At 68.8% G+C, this 14,712-nt stretch carries 17 protein-coding genes and 1 pseudogene; 10 read left to right on the plus strand and 8 right to left on the minus strand.

Annotated features, from left to right (window positions below; all coding sequences use genetic code 11):
• The first annotated feature begins 228 nt into the window (after positions 1-228).
• From CLV67_RS03275 to CLV67_RS03315, 10 genes and pseudogenes are all read left to right on the plus strand, one after another.
• Positions 229-786 carry a Uma2 family endonuclease gene (locus CLV67_RS03275; RefSeq protein WP_106315579.1) on the plus strand — a complete coding sequence of 186 codons (558 nt, stop codon included), beginning with the start codon at positions 229-231 and terminating at the stop codon, positions 784-786.
• A gap of 353 nt (positions 787-1,139) precedes the next feature.
• Positions 1,140-1,589, plus strand: a pseudogene (locus tag CLV67_RS03280) (replication initiator); the annotation flags it as partial.
• Positions 1,590-1,607: 18 nt separating this feature from the next.
• Positions 1,608-1,790: a helix-turn-helix transcriptional regulator gene (locus tag CLV67_RS03285; RefSeq protein WP_106315580.1), complete on the plus strand. Its 183-nt coding sequence runs from the start codon at positions 1,608-1,610 to the stop codon at positions 1,788-1,790.
• Positions 1,791-2,165: 375 nt separating this feature from the next.
• On the plus strand, positions 2,166-2,531 hold the full coding sequence (locus CLV67_RS53105; protein WP_239166641.1) for a site-specific integrase: 366 nt from the start codon (positions 2,166-2,168) through the stop codon (positions 2,529-2,531).
• A gap of 120 nt (positions 2,532-2,651) precedes the next feature.
• Positions 2,652-3,509 (plus strand): hypothetical protein, encoded by an 858-nt coding sequence (locus CLV67_RS50905; protein ID WP_146168974.1) that lies wholly within the window; start codon positions 2,652-2,654, stop codon positions 3,507-3,509.
• A 471-nt stretch (positions 3,510-3,980) separates the two neighbouring features.
• Complete coding sequence (locus CLV67_RS03295; RefSeq protein WP_146168975.1) at positions 3,981-4,298, plus strand: hypothetical protein; 318 nt, start codon at positions 3,981-3,983, stop codon at positions 4,296-4,298.
• Positions 4,295-4,627, plus strand: coding sequence for a hypothetical protein (locus tag CLV67_RS03300; protein WP_106315582.1), 333 nt, complete (start codon positions 4,295-4,297; stop codon positions 4,625-4,627). Before CLV67_RS03295 ends, CLV67_RS03300 begins: the two co-directional genes overlap by 4 nt.
• Positions 4,628-4,700: 73 nt before the next feature.
• On the plus strand, positions 4,701-5,369 hold the full coding sequence (locus CLV67_RS03305; protein WP_106315583.1) for a hypothetical protein: 669 nt from the start codon (positions 4,701-4,703) through the stop codon (positions 5,367-5,369).
• A gap of 1 nt (position 5,370) precedes the next feature.
• Complete coding sequence (locus CLV67_RS03310) at positions 5,371-5,679, plus strand: hypothetical protein (protein WP_146168976.1); 309 nt, start codon at positions 5,371-5,373, stop codon at positions 5,677-5,679.
• A 626-nt stretch (positions 5,680-6,305) separates the two neighbouring features.
• On the plus strand, positions 6,306-6,947 hold the full coding sequence (locus CLV67_RS03315; RefSeq protein WP_203737433.1) for a bifunctional 4-hydroxy-2-oxoglutarate aldolase/2-dehydro-3-deoxy-phosphogluconate aldolase: 642 nt from the start codon (positions 6,306-6,308) through the stop codon (positions 6,945-6,947).
• Positions 6,948-7,000: 53 nt separating this feature from the next.
• Here CLV67_RS03315 and CLV67_RS03320 read toward each other — a convergent pair whose 3' ends face one another.
• The 8 genes from CLV67_RS03320 to CLV67_RS03355 form a co-directional block, all read right to left on the minus strand.
• Entirely contained in the window at positions 7,001-7,507 is a 507-nt protein-coding gene (locus tag CLV67_RS03320; protein ID WP_106315585.1) for a hypothetical protein, read from the minus strand.
• Between the two features lie 22 nt (positions 7,508-7,529).
• Entirely contained in the window at positions 7,530-8,204 is a 675-nt protein-coding gene (locus CLV67_RS03325; protein WP_106315586.1) for an MOSC domain-containing protein, read from the minus strand.
• Positions 8,201-9,043, minus strand: a complete 843-nt coding sequence (locus CLV67_RS03330; protein WP_106315753.1) for a GNAT family N-acetyltransferase — start codon at positions 9,041-9,043, stop codon at positions 8,201-8,203. Before CLV67_RS03330 ends, CLV67_RS03325 begins: the two co-directional genes overlap by 4 nt.
• Positions 9,040-10,050, minus strand: a complete 1,011-nt coding sequence (locus CLV67_RS03335; RefSeq protein WP_106315587.1) for an LLM class flavin-dependent oxidoreductase — start codon at positions 10,048-10,050, stop codon at positions 9,040-9,042. The genes CLV67_RS03330 and CLV67_RS03335 overlap by 4 nt, the downstream gene beginning before the upstream one ends.
• A gap of 85 nt (positions 10,051-10,135) precedes the next feature.
• A complete protein-coding gene (locus CLV67_RS03340) occupies positions 10,136-10,549 on the minus strand; it encodes a DUF1707 SHOCT-like domain-containing protein (RefSeq protein ID WP_239166642.1) in 414 nt (137 codons plus the stop codon).
• A gap of 49 nt (positions 10,550-10,598) precedes the next feature.
• Positions 10,599-11,855 (minus strand): MFS transporter, encoded by a 1,257-nt coding sequence (locus CLV67_RS03345; protein WP_106315588.1) that lies wholly within the window; start codon positions 11,853-11,855, stop codon positions 10,599-10,601.
• A gap of 103 nt (positions 11,856-11,958) precedes the next feature.
• Positions 11,959-12,825 carry a zinc metalloprotease HtpX gene (htpX, locus tag CLV67_RS03350; RefSeq protein ID WP_106315589.1) on the minus strand — a complete coding sequence of 289 codons (867 nt, stop codon included), beginning with the start codon at positions 12,823-12,825 and terminating at the stop codon, positions 11,959-11,961.
• 278 nt (positions 12,826-13,103) lie between these two features.
• Positions 13,104-14,681, minus strand: a complete 1,578-nt coding sequence (locus CLV67_RS03355; protein WP_106315590.1) for an NADH-quinone oxidoreductase subunit N — start codon at positions 14,679-14,681, stop codon at positions 13,104-13,106.
• Positions 14,682-14,712: the final 31 nt, after the last annotated feature.

The raw sequence follows: 14,712 nt of genomic DNA on the forward strand, positions 1-14,712 counted from the left end.
GAACCTCATCCCGTGTGTCGGTGGAAGCGACGCTGTTGAGGTAGGCAGTAAGTAGGTGAAGCGCGCGGGCGCGCCGTCGGACTCGACGTGTGCATTGGGGCGTTCAGGTGGCATGGTCACCGCCTCTGCCAGTCTCCTCACGCTTTCCAGGGCCGCCGTGCCGCATGGGGTGCCGTACCGTGGGCGGAAGCATCTTCTTGTGAGCCGCTGCTGGGGGTGACGTCGTCGATGAGCGTGGGAGTGGTTGACCACGTCGGTCCATGGACTGAGGACGAGTACTTTGCGCTCGGCGAGACGACGGACCGAATCGAGCTCATCGACGGGAGCCTGGTGGTGAGCCCCGCGCCGAGCATGAGCCATCAGCGCCTCTCCCGCCGTCTGGCGAACGCGCTGGAAGACGGCGCCGAGCCGGCCGGACTCTTCGTCTATGAGGCGATCAACGTCCGGCTGCACACCGGTCGCATCGTGATTCCCGACCTGGCCGTCGTGGACGTGGACGAGGAAGACGTCACGGCTGACGCCTCTCGGGTGCTCCTGATCGGTGAGATCGTCTCGCCGAGCAACGCCGCTATGGATCGCGTGCTCAAGATGCAGCTCTACGCTGCTGCCGGCATCGGCTGGTATCTCCTGGTCGAGCACGAGGGACCGGACTCGCTGACACTGCGGCTCAACCGCCTCGACGGTCAGCACTACGTCGAGGAAGCGGTCGTGAAGACTGGTGCGAGCCTGACCTCCGAGCACCCGTTCCGGTTCGAGCTTGACACCCGGACCCTCGTACGTCGCTGAGAGACGCTGTCACCGACAGCGCCAGGCACCTGCCGACACCACCCATTCGGTGGCAAGCCGCGAAGCGGCGCGGCAGCAACTAAGCCTCAGCCGGGGACCACCCGCATTCGACCTCGCTGCCTCAACGGACGGCGAACGGGCCGTAAGGTCTCCGCCGAGCGGGGGCCGTCGATGACGGTCCTGGGTCGAACTTCCCGGTACACCTCAGCTCAGGTGATGGCGGTCGCGTGCGACCTGATGGTGGACCACGCCCCGTAGTAGTCCTGGGCCCGCATCTCAGCCTGATTCCCTCGTGTAGCTGCTCGATCCGGCTCAAGAGATCGGCCGGTGCGCCGGCCGATGCCGGGCGGAGCCCGCCAGCAGGCCGAGCGCGTCCGGCCAGCGCCGCGCTTGCGCGGCGCCTTGACGCGATCGACGACGACCCGGACGCGGAGCCCGCGCACCCGGTCCGGTTCGGCGCCCAGGTCAAGGCCAAAGGGGTCGACCCCGGCACCCGCGATGCCGAGCGGACCATCGGCTACATCACCAAGTACGTGACCAAGTCCGCCACCGACTGCCACCAGGCCACCAGCGACCCGCAGCGTGCTCACTTGGACCGGCTCTGGCACGAACTCCGCGTCACCCCCTGCTCCGAGCGGTACTCGAAATGGCTGCTCTACGGCGTCCAACCCAAGAAGGCCCACGGACGCCTCCAACCCGGCCACTGCAAAGGACGCGTGCACCAGAAGACCACCCTCGGCATCGGCGGCCGACGCGTGCTCGTCTCCCGCGACTGGTCCGGCAAGACCCTCACCGACCACCGCACGGGGAGGAACTGATCGATGGATGAGCTGCTGACCGTTCCGGAAGTGCTCGCGAAGTTTCGGGTGCCCCGGTCGACCTGGTACCAGTGGCGGCAGACCGGCCGGGCTCCGCGGGTGTTCAAGCTGCCCAACGGTGAACTTCGGGTCCGGCGGTCGGTCTTCGAGGACTGGCTGACCGGCCTCGAAAGTGAGGCGGCGTGAAGAGCTACCAGGTACGAGTCTGGGACATCGGCAAGCGCACGATCCGCGGAAGCTCTGGTACCGGGTCCGTTGGTCCGTGGAGGGTGCGGCCCGTCTTCGGCTGCCTCTACTACGCAGGCACCCGGCCGTCCGAAGCCGCTGACCTGAAGCATCCCGACTGCGAGCTACCTGGCCGCTGCCTCGACTGCGACACCGACCTGCACGACGTGACCGCGGCTCCGACCGGGCCCTGCCACCACAGCAAGATCGAATACGGCTGGGGCCGGATCACGCTGGCCGGAACCCGCGCCCAGATCGGGGTCGGCCTGGACCGATTACGGCAAGCCGCACGAGCGGCGCGGACTCAAACACCGGGCGCGCAACGACACCCGGCCCGTGGCTGCTCCGCCGCAGCTCGTCGCCCTGCTGCCTCACCACATCACGGAGTACGCCACTGCGCCCGTCGGTCGTCTGTTCCGCGGCCTCCACGGCGGCCCTCTCTCCGAGTCGGTGTACGACCGGTGGTGGAAGCTGGCCCGTTCGGCAGTGCTCACCCTTGCCCAGGTCGCCTCTCCCCTGGCGAAGCGTCCCTACGGCCTGCGGCAATCCGCCGCGTCCCTCTGGCTCAACGCCGGTGTTCCGGCAGCCGAGGTCGCCCGCCGACTCGGGCACAGCGTCGCGGTCCTCCTGCGTGTCTACGCCAACTGCCTCGATGGCGGCGACGCCGGAGTGAACGACCGCATCGAAGGCGTCCTGAAGTGAACGCTGGATTGACCCGTCATGTTTTGCTCTACTAGCAATGCCCTCATGGCCCTCTCCTTAGGAGTTGCAGGCCAGAGGGAAACCACCCCGTACCCCAATAGTCGGGAAGGCCGAACTTTTATGACCGAGCGCGGCGAGATCATTCGGTACGCATATTGGTCCGAGCGTCGCGTCAAAGCCCTGGCTCTCGACCTGGAAATCGACCTCGAACCCAGGCAGAAGACCAAGTTCACGCTCTTCAAGTTGCCGTTCATTTCGACCAGCCTCGACCTAGAGCGTGCTCCGCGCACGCTGTACCGCAACGAGGTTTCAGCTCTGATCGAGCGTGCCGTCGGCGACCTCGCAGTCGAGGACTTCGTTACTCCACCTAAAGTTCAATTCGCGAAGGGAACTGGCGCCGTCCAGTTTTCTCACTTCATTTCACCCCAACGGGACAGGGTCGTCCTCACGGTAAGGACCAAGGCGTCCGACGGCACGGACGTAGTTGTATGCCTTTTCGGAAGCAAGGACAACCTTCCAGGATTTGTAGGGTCCGACGATCCGAGCCCTGGCGGGTGGAGTTCCTCTGCGATGTGGAGCATCGAGCATTGGCTAGCGGGCAGATGCGCAGAAAGCGGACTACCGCACGACGACGCCGAATCGATCTCCGTCGAGGCACTGAAGATCGCAACAGAGCAGGGGAATAATCCTGACTTTAAAGACAATCCGGATAAGCCATGGACCCGTGGCTACACCTTTGGGGACGCGCCTGAGGCAGAGTGGTTCGCCGAAATCTATAGCGATGTTGTCCTAGACCAGGATCGATGGTCGCTAGACGACCCGGTAGATCGGATCTTGGTCGGCGCGCCGGTCTGGGTCCGAACCCCCAAGACCCGCTTTCGCCGATTCCGCGATCTTCGCCGCGGCTTCAACCAACAAGCGATCGAGGCCCCGAGACGGGAACCTCAGAGACGGGAGGTTCTCGCTACAGGAACATGACGGAACACCAGCCGCCGTACCGCATCGATCAAAGAGAAACGCCTAATAGATAGCGGTTGATCAAGCCGAGTCGAGCGCTCCCTGTGAATCCGTCGCGAAAGCTACAGAGGCTCGAATCCTCTAGCCGCCTCAGGCAGACAGAACGGCCCCGGTACCAGCGGAAACGCGGACCGGGGCCGTTCTCGTTGTGATCTAGGGAGTCCGGCAAGATCCGGCTGCCTACGGCCCTCCACGGGAACATTGCGGGAACACGCCGAGATCCTTTCAGGCCGCCCAGCACCCCTCTCCTGACCGCCCGCTCGATCTTGACCAGGCTCAACTCTCTCCCAAAGCCTGTGACCGGTTGAACCGAAACAGGCCTGGGCCGGTATTGGAGAACAACGCTGGTCGCATCGATGGCGGCTCCAGGTCTCCACTTGCCTGACCAAGTTGGTAACCCTCGAATTCAGGTGGTCACCGGAGAGGACGGCCGTGGACAGTCCGAGACTTGATATTCAGCGCAGCGCCGGCAAGTTGGCGCTCTTCCTCGCCGGGGTCTATCTGCTGGTGCTGGTCGGCGTCGTGGTCTCCACCGTGTCGGGCAGTCCCATTCCGCTCCTCGGTTGGCCGATCCTGCTCCTACCAGCAGCCGCGTTCACCTATTCGATCATCGACGCGGTCAGACTGCACCGGACCAGCGACATCGCCGAGACCACGCGACTCTGGCGGCGGAGCTTGCTCCTCGCGGTCGTCGGAACGGGCCTGATGGTTCTGGCGGTCGTCATCACGAACAGGATCACACCGCTATGACCTTCAGAGTTGATCCCTTTCAGGTACGGGAGTACGCGCGCAAGCTCGGCGATGTCGAACGGGTCGCCGAGGAGGCCGGCCGGTACGTCTCGGCCCACGGCAGCTTCACGATCCTCGACCAAGGTCTGATGGGCTTCGTCGCTCCCGGCCATCGGCAGCTGATGGGCCAGCTGCATGACCTCTTCGCCAGGCTCGGGGATCTCGGTGCCGGTTCTCGGACGGCCCTGCGGGCTGCCGCCGACACCTACGTCTACACAGACGAACGCTCGGCTTCTGCACTGGATGCGTCCTATCCACCGGTGCACCGCAATGCGCTGTTCCGTGGCTGATCGTCGATGAGAGGGCTGGGCCGTGACTGATCCGGGTACTCACCTCGTCTCGCCCACTCTGCCGGACGAGAGCATGACCAACGGGTTCGTGAACCCGATCGACGTCCTGAACTACGCCAGCCCGACGGCGTGGATCAACAAGGGTATCGAGGCAGCAACCGGCTTCGACGTCATCGGCTCCTTCATGGAAGCAGTCAGCGGGGACTGGGAAGCGATCTGGAAGTTCAGTGAGGCGATGGGTCACCTCGCCGACTGCATGGCAGAACTCGGCATCGACGTTCAGCAGGGGATTCTCCAGCTCGACGACAGCTGGGACGGCAACGCCGCCGATGCGGCATACCTCTACTTCTCCAACCTCGCCACCGGCATCAGCGGGTCGCAGTACGACTTCCGCCAGATCCAGGAGGACTACCAGCAGGCGGCACTCGGTGCATGGCAGTTGGCCAACCAGCTCGGCAACATCCTTCAGGCGATCGTCGACGCCTGGCTCATAGGCCTTGCCGCCGCGGGCGCTGGCGCAGCTGTCTCGGCAACCGGCGTCGGAGCATTCGCCGGCTACGCCCTGGCCGGTGTACAGGCAGCTCGGATAGCCAAGCTCATCAACGATGCCTCACTCAAAATCAACACCGCTGGAACCGCCATCATGGGCATCTTCGCCACCCCCGTGACCCTGGCCAACCGCGGCGGTGACCTGTCAGACATCAAACTGCCTACCGCCGCGTACACCACTCCGGGGGCCTGAGTTGAGTGACGACCCGGTAGATCATGAACTGGAGCGGATGGCCGGAAACCGCCAAGCTGCCGCTGAAGTGAAGCGGCATCTGATCGCGCTGCGTGATGGCGCCGCCGGACCCGAACTGGCGGAGATGGCCCGAGACGTGCTCGACGGGCGGATCAGCTTCCGGGACGTCGCACGCAGCTCCGCCTACGCCGAACCGCTGATGAACGCCCAAGAGGCCTTCTTGCGCTGGCAGTCACAGGTCGAGGAGGAAGAGCACGCCAGGCTGGTGGCCGAGACGCAGGAACGCCTCTATGGCGACCAGGACTCCTGAACCGACAGCTGCCCCGGACGAAGCTCGTTACCGCATCCCGTGAGTGGAGTCCGCCTGTGGTGACCACTCGATCCGAGGGCAAGCCGCGAAGCGGTGCGGCAGCGATCGCCGGAAGCAACGACGGTGGCTGACCACGGAAGCAATCGTGACGGCCTGGAGCAGAATCAAAAACCGGCCGGAACAGGCGGATTCGGAAGTAAGAACACGCGCACCGACACCAAGATCATCCAGCGCAGCGATGTTGCGGTTGTTGCGACCCTGGCCCGCACACGCACCGGCAGATGTCGTGATCAGCCACGAACGCGCACAGACGCTGATCGGAAGGTGACCAGATCGCGGCCTGTCTGACCGCTCATGGTCTCGACGGTCACGTCACCGCGATCGTCGACCGGGCGCAGGCGCAGCCTCGGTGGATGGAGCCGATCCGGAGCCGAGGCTGGAGGCGGCATGCGTTCTCGGGGCCGATCCGGGACCTGTGGATGGTGGGCGAGTCGTTCTCCGGCGTCGCGGCCGCGCACGCTGCCGGGGTCGCCGCTGTGATTCTGCGAACCGGGAATGAAGGCCGGCGTGGTTCGGGACGTCGATGAGGGACGTTGTCTAGGTGCTGGGAAGTTCATACTCGGATCATGGACACCGATTACTCCGGGCTGCCCGTGTCCGGGCTCGACGAGTTCTTCGCCGGGCAGCGGGTGATGGTCATCCTGCGTGGGCTGGGATCGAGTGGCGCCGCCGTCGAGGCCGCCCATCGGGCGTGGGACGCCGGTGTCGAGCTCGTCGAGGTGCCCATCGGGCAGCCGGGGGACGCCGAGATTCTGGCGGCCGTCGTCGATGCCGGGCTCGGGCGGGGGAAGGCCGTCGGTGCGGGGACTGTCATCGCGGCCGATCGGGTTCGGGCCGCGGTCGAGGCCGGAGCCCGGTACACCGTCGCTCCGGGGTTCGACCCTCAGGTCATGGGGCTCAGCCGGGACGCCGGCCTGCCCCATCTTCCCGGGGTAGCCACGCCCAGCGAAGTGCAGCTTGCCTGGTCGGCGGGCTGCCGGTGGGTGAAGGTCTTCCCGGCCGGCACGCTGGGGCCGGAGTGGTTCTCGGCGATCCGGGGGCCGTTTCCGGACGTGAGCTTCCTGGCTACCGGCGGTGTCACCCTCGGTGCGGCGCGGGACTACCTCGGCGCGGGGGCGAGCATCGTCGCGTTCGGTGCGTCGGCCGTTGCGCCACGCCGGGTCGAGGCTCTGGCGGAACTGGTGCGGGAGCGGCTCGGGAGTCAGTAGCCGGGGACGCCGGTCGAGGCTCTGGCGGAACTGGTGCGGGAGCGGCTCGGGGGTCAGTGACCGCGGGCGCCGCCCGCTGCCTCACGGGCCTCAGCCTCGGCCGGGGTGTCGGCGTAGCCGGGGTAGGCGACTCCGGCGGTCTGGAAGTAGTAGCCGCTCTCCTCCTCCGGGTCGTCGTCGGCGAAGGGGCGCCACAACGCCAGGAACAGGTCGTTCGCCGCGTAGGAGCTGCCTTCCTCGTACTCGATCAGTGGGGTGTGGCTGTTGATCTTCTCGAGGACCTCGGCGGCCGGGAGGTTGAAGACGTCGATCCCTCGGAAGTGGACTCGGTCGTGTTCGCAGGAGCGCCAGACCTCGATGCCGTCGACCCGCTGGCGGGTGGGTCCGGCCACGCCGAAGCTGAGGCTGATGCGCAGGCCGTTCGGCATGGTCATGGCCACCTCGCCGAGAGCGGTCTGCTCCAGCGGGCCCAGAGTCTCGAGGGCCGCCCTGGCCTCGTCCGCGGTCATCCCGAGTCGTACGGGGCCGACGCCCTTGCCGGGTTCCAGTTCCAGGTCCATCGAGCGATCATCGCAGGCCGGGTCAGCCTGCGGTGTTGGCCAGTCGCTTCTCGATCTCGGTCCGCATCTTCGGCGGAAGTGCGTCGGCCACCAGCAGGCGGGCCAGGTGCTCCGGGGCGTGCATGTAGATGTTGAACGCCTCGGACACGGTCAGGCCGTGGCCGGGGCGTTCCAGCACCTCGATGCGGTCGCCGGAGCTGATCTCGCCCTCCTGCAGGATGCGCAGGTAGGCGCCGGTGCGGTTGGAGGCGGAGAAGCGCTTGATCCAGCGGGGCTCGGCCATCCGGTGCTGGAACGTGGCGCACGGGATGCGGCCGAAGGTGATCTCCAGGATCACCTGCTCGCCGATCTGCCAGCGCTCGCCGATCAGCGCGTCGTAGAGGTCCAGGCCCTGGGTGGTCAGGTTCTCACCGAACAGGCCGTGTGCCAGGTCACGGCCCAGTTCGGCCGACCACCAGGCGTAATCCTCGGCGGCGTACGCGTAGACCGCCTGGTCGTCGCCGCCGTGGTGCTTCACGTCGCCGATGAAGTCCCCGACCACGCCGCTGTGCAGGCCGGTCGTCTTCGGGCCGGGGCGGCGGACCGTCACCGGGTGGTCGACCGGAACCTTGCCGATGCCGGTGTCCAGGCCGGATCCCTTGGCCGGGTTCGGCTCGGCGCGGCCCACGTTGAGGGAGAGAACGACACCGCTGGTCATCGGGAGAATTCCACCACCGCTCGGTCTTCGATCGGCCGGTAACCCAGCCGTGGGTACAGGGCGTTACTGGTCGGGTTCGCCAGGTCGGTGAAGAGGACCACGTCCGTCGCGCCCGCGTCCAACGCATTTCGGGTCGCGGCGGCGGTCGCGGCGCCGCCGAAGCCCTGCCTTCGGTGCTCGGGTGGGGTCCAGACGTACTGGACACGGACCATCCCGGCCACCGGACGGGTATGGACGGCCATCGACACCGGGACACCGCCGGACTCCCAGAGGACGACGCCGCCGTGGGCCATCCGGTCGTCGACAAGCTCGTCCAGGATGTCCGACTTCTCGCCGATGTATTCGTGGAAGTCGCGGAACCAGCTGATCAGAGTCGGACGGTCAGCGACGGTGGCGCGGCGGTCGGTGCCGGGTGGGAGCGGGTCCGGCGGGGTGAGCGTCGCCAGCTGGTACAGGCGCGTGCGCATGCCGTGCTCGGCGGTGCCGCCATGCTTCGCCGTCCACGCCTCGGTGAACGCGTCGACGTCGCCGGCCAGCACGTTCGCTGCGCCCATCGGGTGCGTGCCCAGGGCTTCGACCAGCTCGGGCACGGCTTCCGGTGGCACCTGGGTCAGCGTCAGCGGGTAGGGCGGCGTCTGCACCAGGGCACCGGTGACCTCACCGGAGTCGCTCGTCCACCAACCTAGAATCGGATCATTCGCGCCGTACGCATGAAGCCCTCTCGACCGCAAGGTGCCGACCACCGTGAGCAGCGTGGTGTGCCGGACCGGGGACGAACGCAGGAATTCGCCGGCGGTCTCGGCGAAGGCCGAGACGTCGGAGGTGATGTGCCAGCTCATCGGGCCCACGCCTTCGCGATGAGGGCGAGGCTGTCGACACGGGTGGCCGGGTCGTGGACCGCTCCGGCCAGCATCAGCTCGTCTGCGCCGGTGCGGGCGGCGAGGGCGTCCAGAGCAGCGACGACCTCGTCGGCGGTGCCCGCGTACTGAGTGCCGGGCAGCGACTCCAGCACTGCACGATCCAAATCGGACAGCTCGCGCTGAGCGGCCGTCTCGGGCGACACGATCGGGCCGAGGCGGCCGGTGCGCAGGCTGAGGGCCATGACGCGGCTGGGCCCGGCCAGGAACTGCGCCTCGTCGGTCGTCGTGGCGGCCAGCACCGAGGCGCTGACCATCACCCACGGCCGCGGATAGCGTGGCGACGGCTGGAAGCTCTCCCGGTAGAGGCGCAGCGCGCCGTCCACATCGGAGCTCATGGCGAAGTGGTACGCGAAGCAGAACGGCAGTCCGAGAGCGGCCGCGATCTGCGCGCCGTAGGTGGACGAGCCGAGTATCCACACCTCGGGGAACGACTCCGCAGCCGGCGTGGCGCTCAGCCGATCGGCCGGGACGCGCTCATCACCGAGCAGGCCGAGCAGCGTCTTCAGATGCTCCGGGAACATCTCGACCGTGAGGTACGGCGAGACGCCGCGCAGCGCGGCCGCGGTCGCCTGATCGGTGCCCGGCGCCCGGCCGATACCGAGGTCGACGCGACCCGGATAGAGGGCCTCCAGCAGGGCGAACTGCTCGGCCACCACGAACGGCATGTGATTCGGCAGCATCACACCGCCCGAGCCGACCCGGATGTCACGGGTGTGCGCCGCGACCGCGCCGATCAGCACCGGCGGGGCGGTCGACGCGACGGCCGGCATGTTGTGGTGCTCGGCCACCCAGAACCGGGAGTAGCCCAGTTGGTCGGCGGCCCGGGCGATCTCGATCGTGCCGCGCAGCGCATCGGCGCTGGTGTGCCCCTCGCTGACGGTGGCCAGGTCGAGCACGGAGAGCGGGACGCGGTTCGGTGCGGTCATGCTGTGCCTCCCTGAGCATGCCCTCCCGGCCCTCGCCCGCGGCGATGCCGGCCCGGTGCCGCGGGCTGCCGCTCGGTGCAGTCGGTCATGTCTCTTCCCGGTTCTGGTTGCGAATCTTCTGCACGCCCACCGTCACGGCGCCGAGCGCGGCGCCCGGCACCAGCAGCCAGATCGGCCACGGGTGGACGAGCTCACCCATCGAGAGCGTGACCAGGACGTAGATCACGACGTTGACCGCCGCGATCGCGCCCCAGATGGTCCAGAGAACGATCAGGGCCGTCGGCAGTCGCGGTCGCTCACCGGGACGCAGCCGGGGGCGGGGCAGATCGTGAACGAGAACGCGGAGCTCGGCGTGGGTGCGGGCGGCGTAGGCGGCGGCGACGCGTTCGTCGTACTCGTGGAGGGACAAGCGGCCCTCGTCGAGTGCGAACTTCAGCCGGTCGGCGATCCGCTGGCGGTCCGAGTCCGCCGCACGCATGCTCTCGACCTCTTTGGACATCGCCGCCCCCTCGACTACACGCTTGAAGTCAGGCTATCGCGGGAGAGGCTCAGACGAGTTCAGCCGCGAGGCGCTCCCCGGCGTGCCGGTCGGCGCGGGCCATCGAGCCCTCCGGGATCGCGGCGACCGCGGCGGCCACCATCAGCACGCCGGACGCGAAGACGAACGCCCACGGCAGGCCGCCCGGCTGGTCGACGATCACGCCGGCCAGGGCGCCGCCGGCGGCGCTGCCGGCGACCGAGACGGTGACCATCCACGTGTACGCCTCGTTCAGCATGCCGGCCGGGGCGATCCGCCCGACCAGGCTGTTCTCCACGGTCAGTGCCGGCGCGATCGTCGCGCCGCCGAGCACCAACGCGGCGCCCAGCCACAGTGGGCCCGGCATGAACGCCAGCACCAGGAAACTCGTCGACACCGCGGCCAGCAGCCAGGCGAACTGCCGGGTCAGTGCCATCGCCGGGCGGCGGGTGCCGAACCAGATGCCGCCGATCGCGCTGCCGATGCCCCAGACACCCAGCAGCACGCCGCCGAGCGCCTCGCCGCCGCCGTGCTGGGACGCGTAGGCGGGGACGATCACGCCGGCCGCGCCGAACGCGGTGCCGAGCGCGGTGACGCAGAGCAGCAATGCCGGGAAGCCGCCCGCACGCAGCGGGCCCAGGCCCTTGGCGGCGGACTCCGGGTCGTGGTCGCCGTGGCCGCGCATCACCGGGAGCCGGGAGATCCACGCCGTGCCGGCGAAGGTCACCACGGCGGCGAAGATCACCGCTGCGGACGGGCTGGTGGCGATCACCAGGAACGCCGCGACCAGCATCGGGCCGAGCACGAAGACCAGCTCGAACAGCGAGGTCTCGGCGGCGATCGCGGCCGAACGCAACTCGTGCCGGCCGGTGCCCGGCGCGGTCATGTCAGTCCACGCGCGACGGATCGCGGCGGTCAGCGGCGGGTAGGTGGCGCCGGCCGCCGCAGACGCCATGAAGATCCACTCAAGGGCGTCCGCGCCGCCGCGAGCCGCCAGCAGCAGACCGGCCAGCGCGAGCGGGTGCAGCACCGAGGTGGCCAGCAGGATCGGGCCGGCGCCGATGCGGTCCGCGAGCCGGCCGGCGATCGGGCTCACAGCCGCGCCGGCCAGCGCGTACACACCACCGGCCAGACCGGCGGCCGCGTAGCGCCCGGTGGCCTGCTCGACCAGCAGGAGCAGGGCCAGCGGGGTCATGCCGATACCCAGGCGGGCCAGGATCCCGATGACCAGCAGCACCTTCGCACCCGGCAGATGCCACACGCCCAGGTACTGACGTAATGCGGTCACGAGAGGGCCTCCGGCTGCCGGTTCGGTAACGAGCGAAACGCTCACCGAGGCTAACGCCGGCAGCCGGATGGCTCATCTCATATACGGGCCGGTGTCAGCGAGGTCACCGGTGCCGGGTCAATGCCGCCTGCTCGTGCAGACGGCGGACCCGCTCCCGCATCGGCGGGTGCGTGGAGAACAGCGCGGCCAGGCCGCCGCCCGCGAACGGGTTGGCGATCATCAGGTGGGCGGCGCTGGTCAGGCGGCCGTCGGCCGGCAGGGGCGCTCTGGCCGTACCGTAATGGATCTTCTCCAAGGCACTCGCCAGGGCGAGCGGATCGCCGGTCAGGGTCGCGCCGGAAGCATCCGCCTGGAACTCCCGGTTCCGGCTGATCGCCAGCTGGATGATCGACGCGGCCAGCGGGCCGAGAATCATCATGAGCAGCAGGCCGGCCGGGTTCGGGCCGTCCTCGTCGTCGCCGCCGAACGGCAGGAAGAACGCCAGGTTCGCGAGCATCGTGATGATGCCGGCCAGGCCCGCGGCGACACTGGAGATCAGGATGTCGCGGTTGTAGACATGGGACAGTTCGTGCCCGATCACCGCCCGCATCTCGCGCGGCTCCAGCATGTTCAGGATGCCGGTGGTCACGGCGACGGCGGCGTGCTCGGGGTTACGGCCGGTCGCGAACGCGTTCGGCTGCATCGCCGGTGAGACGTAGAGCCGCGGCATCGGCTGACCGGCCGTGGTCGCGAGCTCACGCACGATCGCGTGGAGGCCGGGCAGCTCGGCCTCGGTCACCGGGCGCGCACCCATCGCGCGCAGGGCGATCTTGTCGGAATAGAAGTAGCTGACGGCGTTCACCGCGAGCGAGACGAAGACGGCGAGCACCAGGCCGGCGCCGCCTCCCAACCAGTAACCCACGGCCAGGATGAGGCCGGTGAGCAGACCCAGCAGGGCGGCCGTTTTGAGGCCGTTGTGGTGGCTGGACAACTTTCACTCCTTCGGCTTGCGGGGTTCGTGGCCCGCAATCCAAAGAACATCGGCATCCTTCGTGTTCATCCGGGTGCTCGCTGTGACTTCGCTGAACCCCATTTCTTCGGTACGCGCTCCGCAGCGCGACGAAACGCACCACGGGTAACGGGCCTACGGCGCGACGTTTGCCGGGATCCGGGCCGCAACGCGACCGCCGGGGCTGAGGCGGTGGGTCACCGGCTGTGACGCACCGCTGTCCCCGGGGCCCGGGAGACAGCGGTGAGCGACAGCCGGGGTCAGGGCAGGGCGTTGAAGAGGAGCTGGGGGAGGAAGCCGAGAACGACCGCAACCGCGGTGGTGGCCAGGAGGACGGCGGTGATCGGGCGGGCCACCCGGTGGCGGGGGTGGGTGGCGTCGTAGACCAGGCCGGGGTCGGCCACCGGGATGCCGGGGTGGCTCGGGACGGTGTAGAACAGGGCCGCTACGCGGACGTAGTAGGCCAGCGCGATCACGGCGTTGACGACCACCACGGCAGCCAGCCAGATCCAGCCCTCGCCGACCAGGGCCTCCACCACCGAGACCTTGGCGAACAGACCGGCCAGTCCCGGGGGCAGGCCGGCCAGACCAGCCATGGCCAGCACGAACGCGGCACCCAGCCAGGGGTGGCGGCGGGCCGCGCCGCGGTAGTCGTCGAGGGTCCCGCCGTCCACGTCGGCGAGAGTCGACGGGACGGAAGCCGCGACAGTGGCGGCACCGGGGGCGCCGGGAGCGGAAGCGGGGCCGGCGGCTACGGGGGCTGCGGGAGCAGGTACGGGGGCCGGGGCTATGGGCTGGGCTGGACGCAGGGCCACGACGACGGCGAAGGCGATCAGTTCGAGGACCACGAAGAAGGCGGCATAGGCGAGGGCCGCGGCGACGCCGGCAGCGCCCATCGCCAGGGCGGCCAGGATGTAGCCGGCCTGGGCGACCGAGGACCACGCGAGCAGGCGGACCATGCGGATCTGCCGGAGGGCGACCAGGTTGCCGACGGTCATCGTGAGGACGGCCAGGGCAGACATCACCGCTCCGGCGTCCAGGCGGGCGACCACGGCGGCCAGGGCCAGGACGCCGCCCAGCTTGGACGCGGTGGACAGGTAGGCGGCGATCGGGATCGGCGCTCCGTCGTACGTGGCCGGGGCCCAGGCGTGCAGCGGGACGGCGGCGACCTTGAAGGCCAGGCCGACAACCAGGAGCGCGGCACCCACGTTCGCCAGGGCGGTGAACGGGGCGGGAGCGGGGCCGAGCAGGCTCAGGTGCAGGATTCCGGTGGCGGCATGGTTCAGGGCTATGCCGAGCAGGGCGATCGCCGTGGAGACGACGCTGATCAGGAAGAACGTGACCGCTGACTGGGCCGGCCGGCTGGACGGGGTCTCCGAGGGCGCGAACCGGCGGAGGCCGACCAGGACGTACAGCGGGAGGGTGAGGGTTTCCAAGCCGACGATCAGGGTCAGCAGGTCACCGGCGTAGGCGACGGTCACGCCGCCGGTCATCGAACAGGCCAGCAGGAAGCAGAACTCGCCGGCCGGTGCCGTTCCGATCCGCAGCGACGGCTCGGACAGGGCCAGGACGCCGGCGGTCAGTCCGGCGAAGAGCGCGGCGGCCACCGCGGCCGGCCAGGTCGGCACCCAGGAACAGCCGCCGATGGCGCAGAACGTCGGATCCCACGGGCCGACGGCGAGCGCGCAGACCCCGGTGGCCAGGGCGCCGAGCGCTGTCGCCCAGACGGTCACCGCCCGGCGGCCGACGAACAGGTCGGCCAGCAGAGCAAGGACGGCGGTGCCGGCGGCCGCGTAGAGCGGCAGCAGGGCGATGTGGTCGACGGCCTGGCTTCTCATGCCTGGCCTCCCCGTTGATCGGCGGACCGGC

This window comes from Actinoplanes italicus, from assembly GCF_003001815.1.
GTDB lineage: Bacteria > Actinomycetota > Actinomycetes > Mycobacteriales > Micromonosporaceae > Actinoplanes > Actinoplanes italicus.

Excerpts from the sequence above, each read along its gene's own strand:
- CLV67_RS03305 (WP_106315583.1), top strand. The coding sequence starts at position 4,701 with ATGACCAACGGGTTCGTGAACCCGATCGACGTCCTGAACTACGCCAGC.
- CLV67_RS03335 (WP_106315587.1), bottom strand. The coding sequence starts at position 10,050 with ATGACCGCACCGAACCGCGTCCCGCTCTCCGTGCTCGACCTGGCCACC.
- CLV67_RS50905 (WP_146168974.1), top strand. The coding sequence starts at position 2,652 with ATGACCGAGCGCGGCGAGATCATTCGGTACGCATATTGGTCCGAGCGT.
- CLV67_RS03320 (WP_106315585.1), bottom strand. The coding sequence starts at position 7,507 with ATGGACCTGGAACTGGAACCCGGCAAGGGCGTCGGCCCCGTACGACTC.
- CLV67_RS03275 (WP_106315579.1), top strand. The coding sequence starts at position 229 with ATGAGCGTGGGAGTGGTTGACCACGTCGGTCCATGGACTGAGGACGAG.
- CLV67_RS03300 (WP_106315582.1), top strand. The coding sequence starts at position 4,295 with ATGACCTTCAGAGTTGATCCCTTTCAGGTACGGGAGTACGCGCGCAAG.
- CLV67_RS03315 (WP_203737433.1), top strand. The coding sequence starts at position 6,306 with ATGGACACCGATTACTCCGGGCTGCCCGTGTCCGGGCTCGACGAGTTC.
- CLV67_RS03325 (WP_106315586.1), bottom strand. The coding sequence starts at position 8,204 with ATGACCAGCGGTGTCGTTCTCTCCCTCAACGTGGGCCGCGCCGAGCCG.
- CLV67_RS03285 (WP_106315580.1), top strand. The coding sequence starts at position 1,608 with ATGGATGAGCTGCTGACCGTTCCGGAAGTGCTCGCGAAGTTTCGGGTG.
- CLV67_RS03355 (WP_106315590.1), bottom strand. The coding sequence starts at position 14,681 with ATGAGAAGCCAGGCCGTCGACCACATCGCCCTGCTGCCGCTCTACGCG.
- CLV67_RS03340 (WP_239166642.1), bottom strand. The coding sequence starts at position 10,549 with ATGTCCAAAGAGGTCGAGAGCATGCGTGCGGCGGACTCGGACCGCCAG.
- CLV67_RS03330 (WP_106315753.1), bottom strand. The coding sequence starts at position 9,043 with ATGAGCTGGCACATCACCTCCGACGTCTCGGCCTTCGCCGAGACCGCC.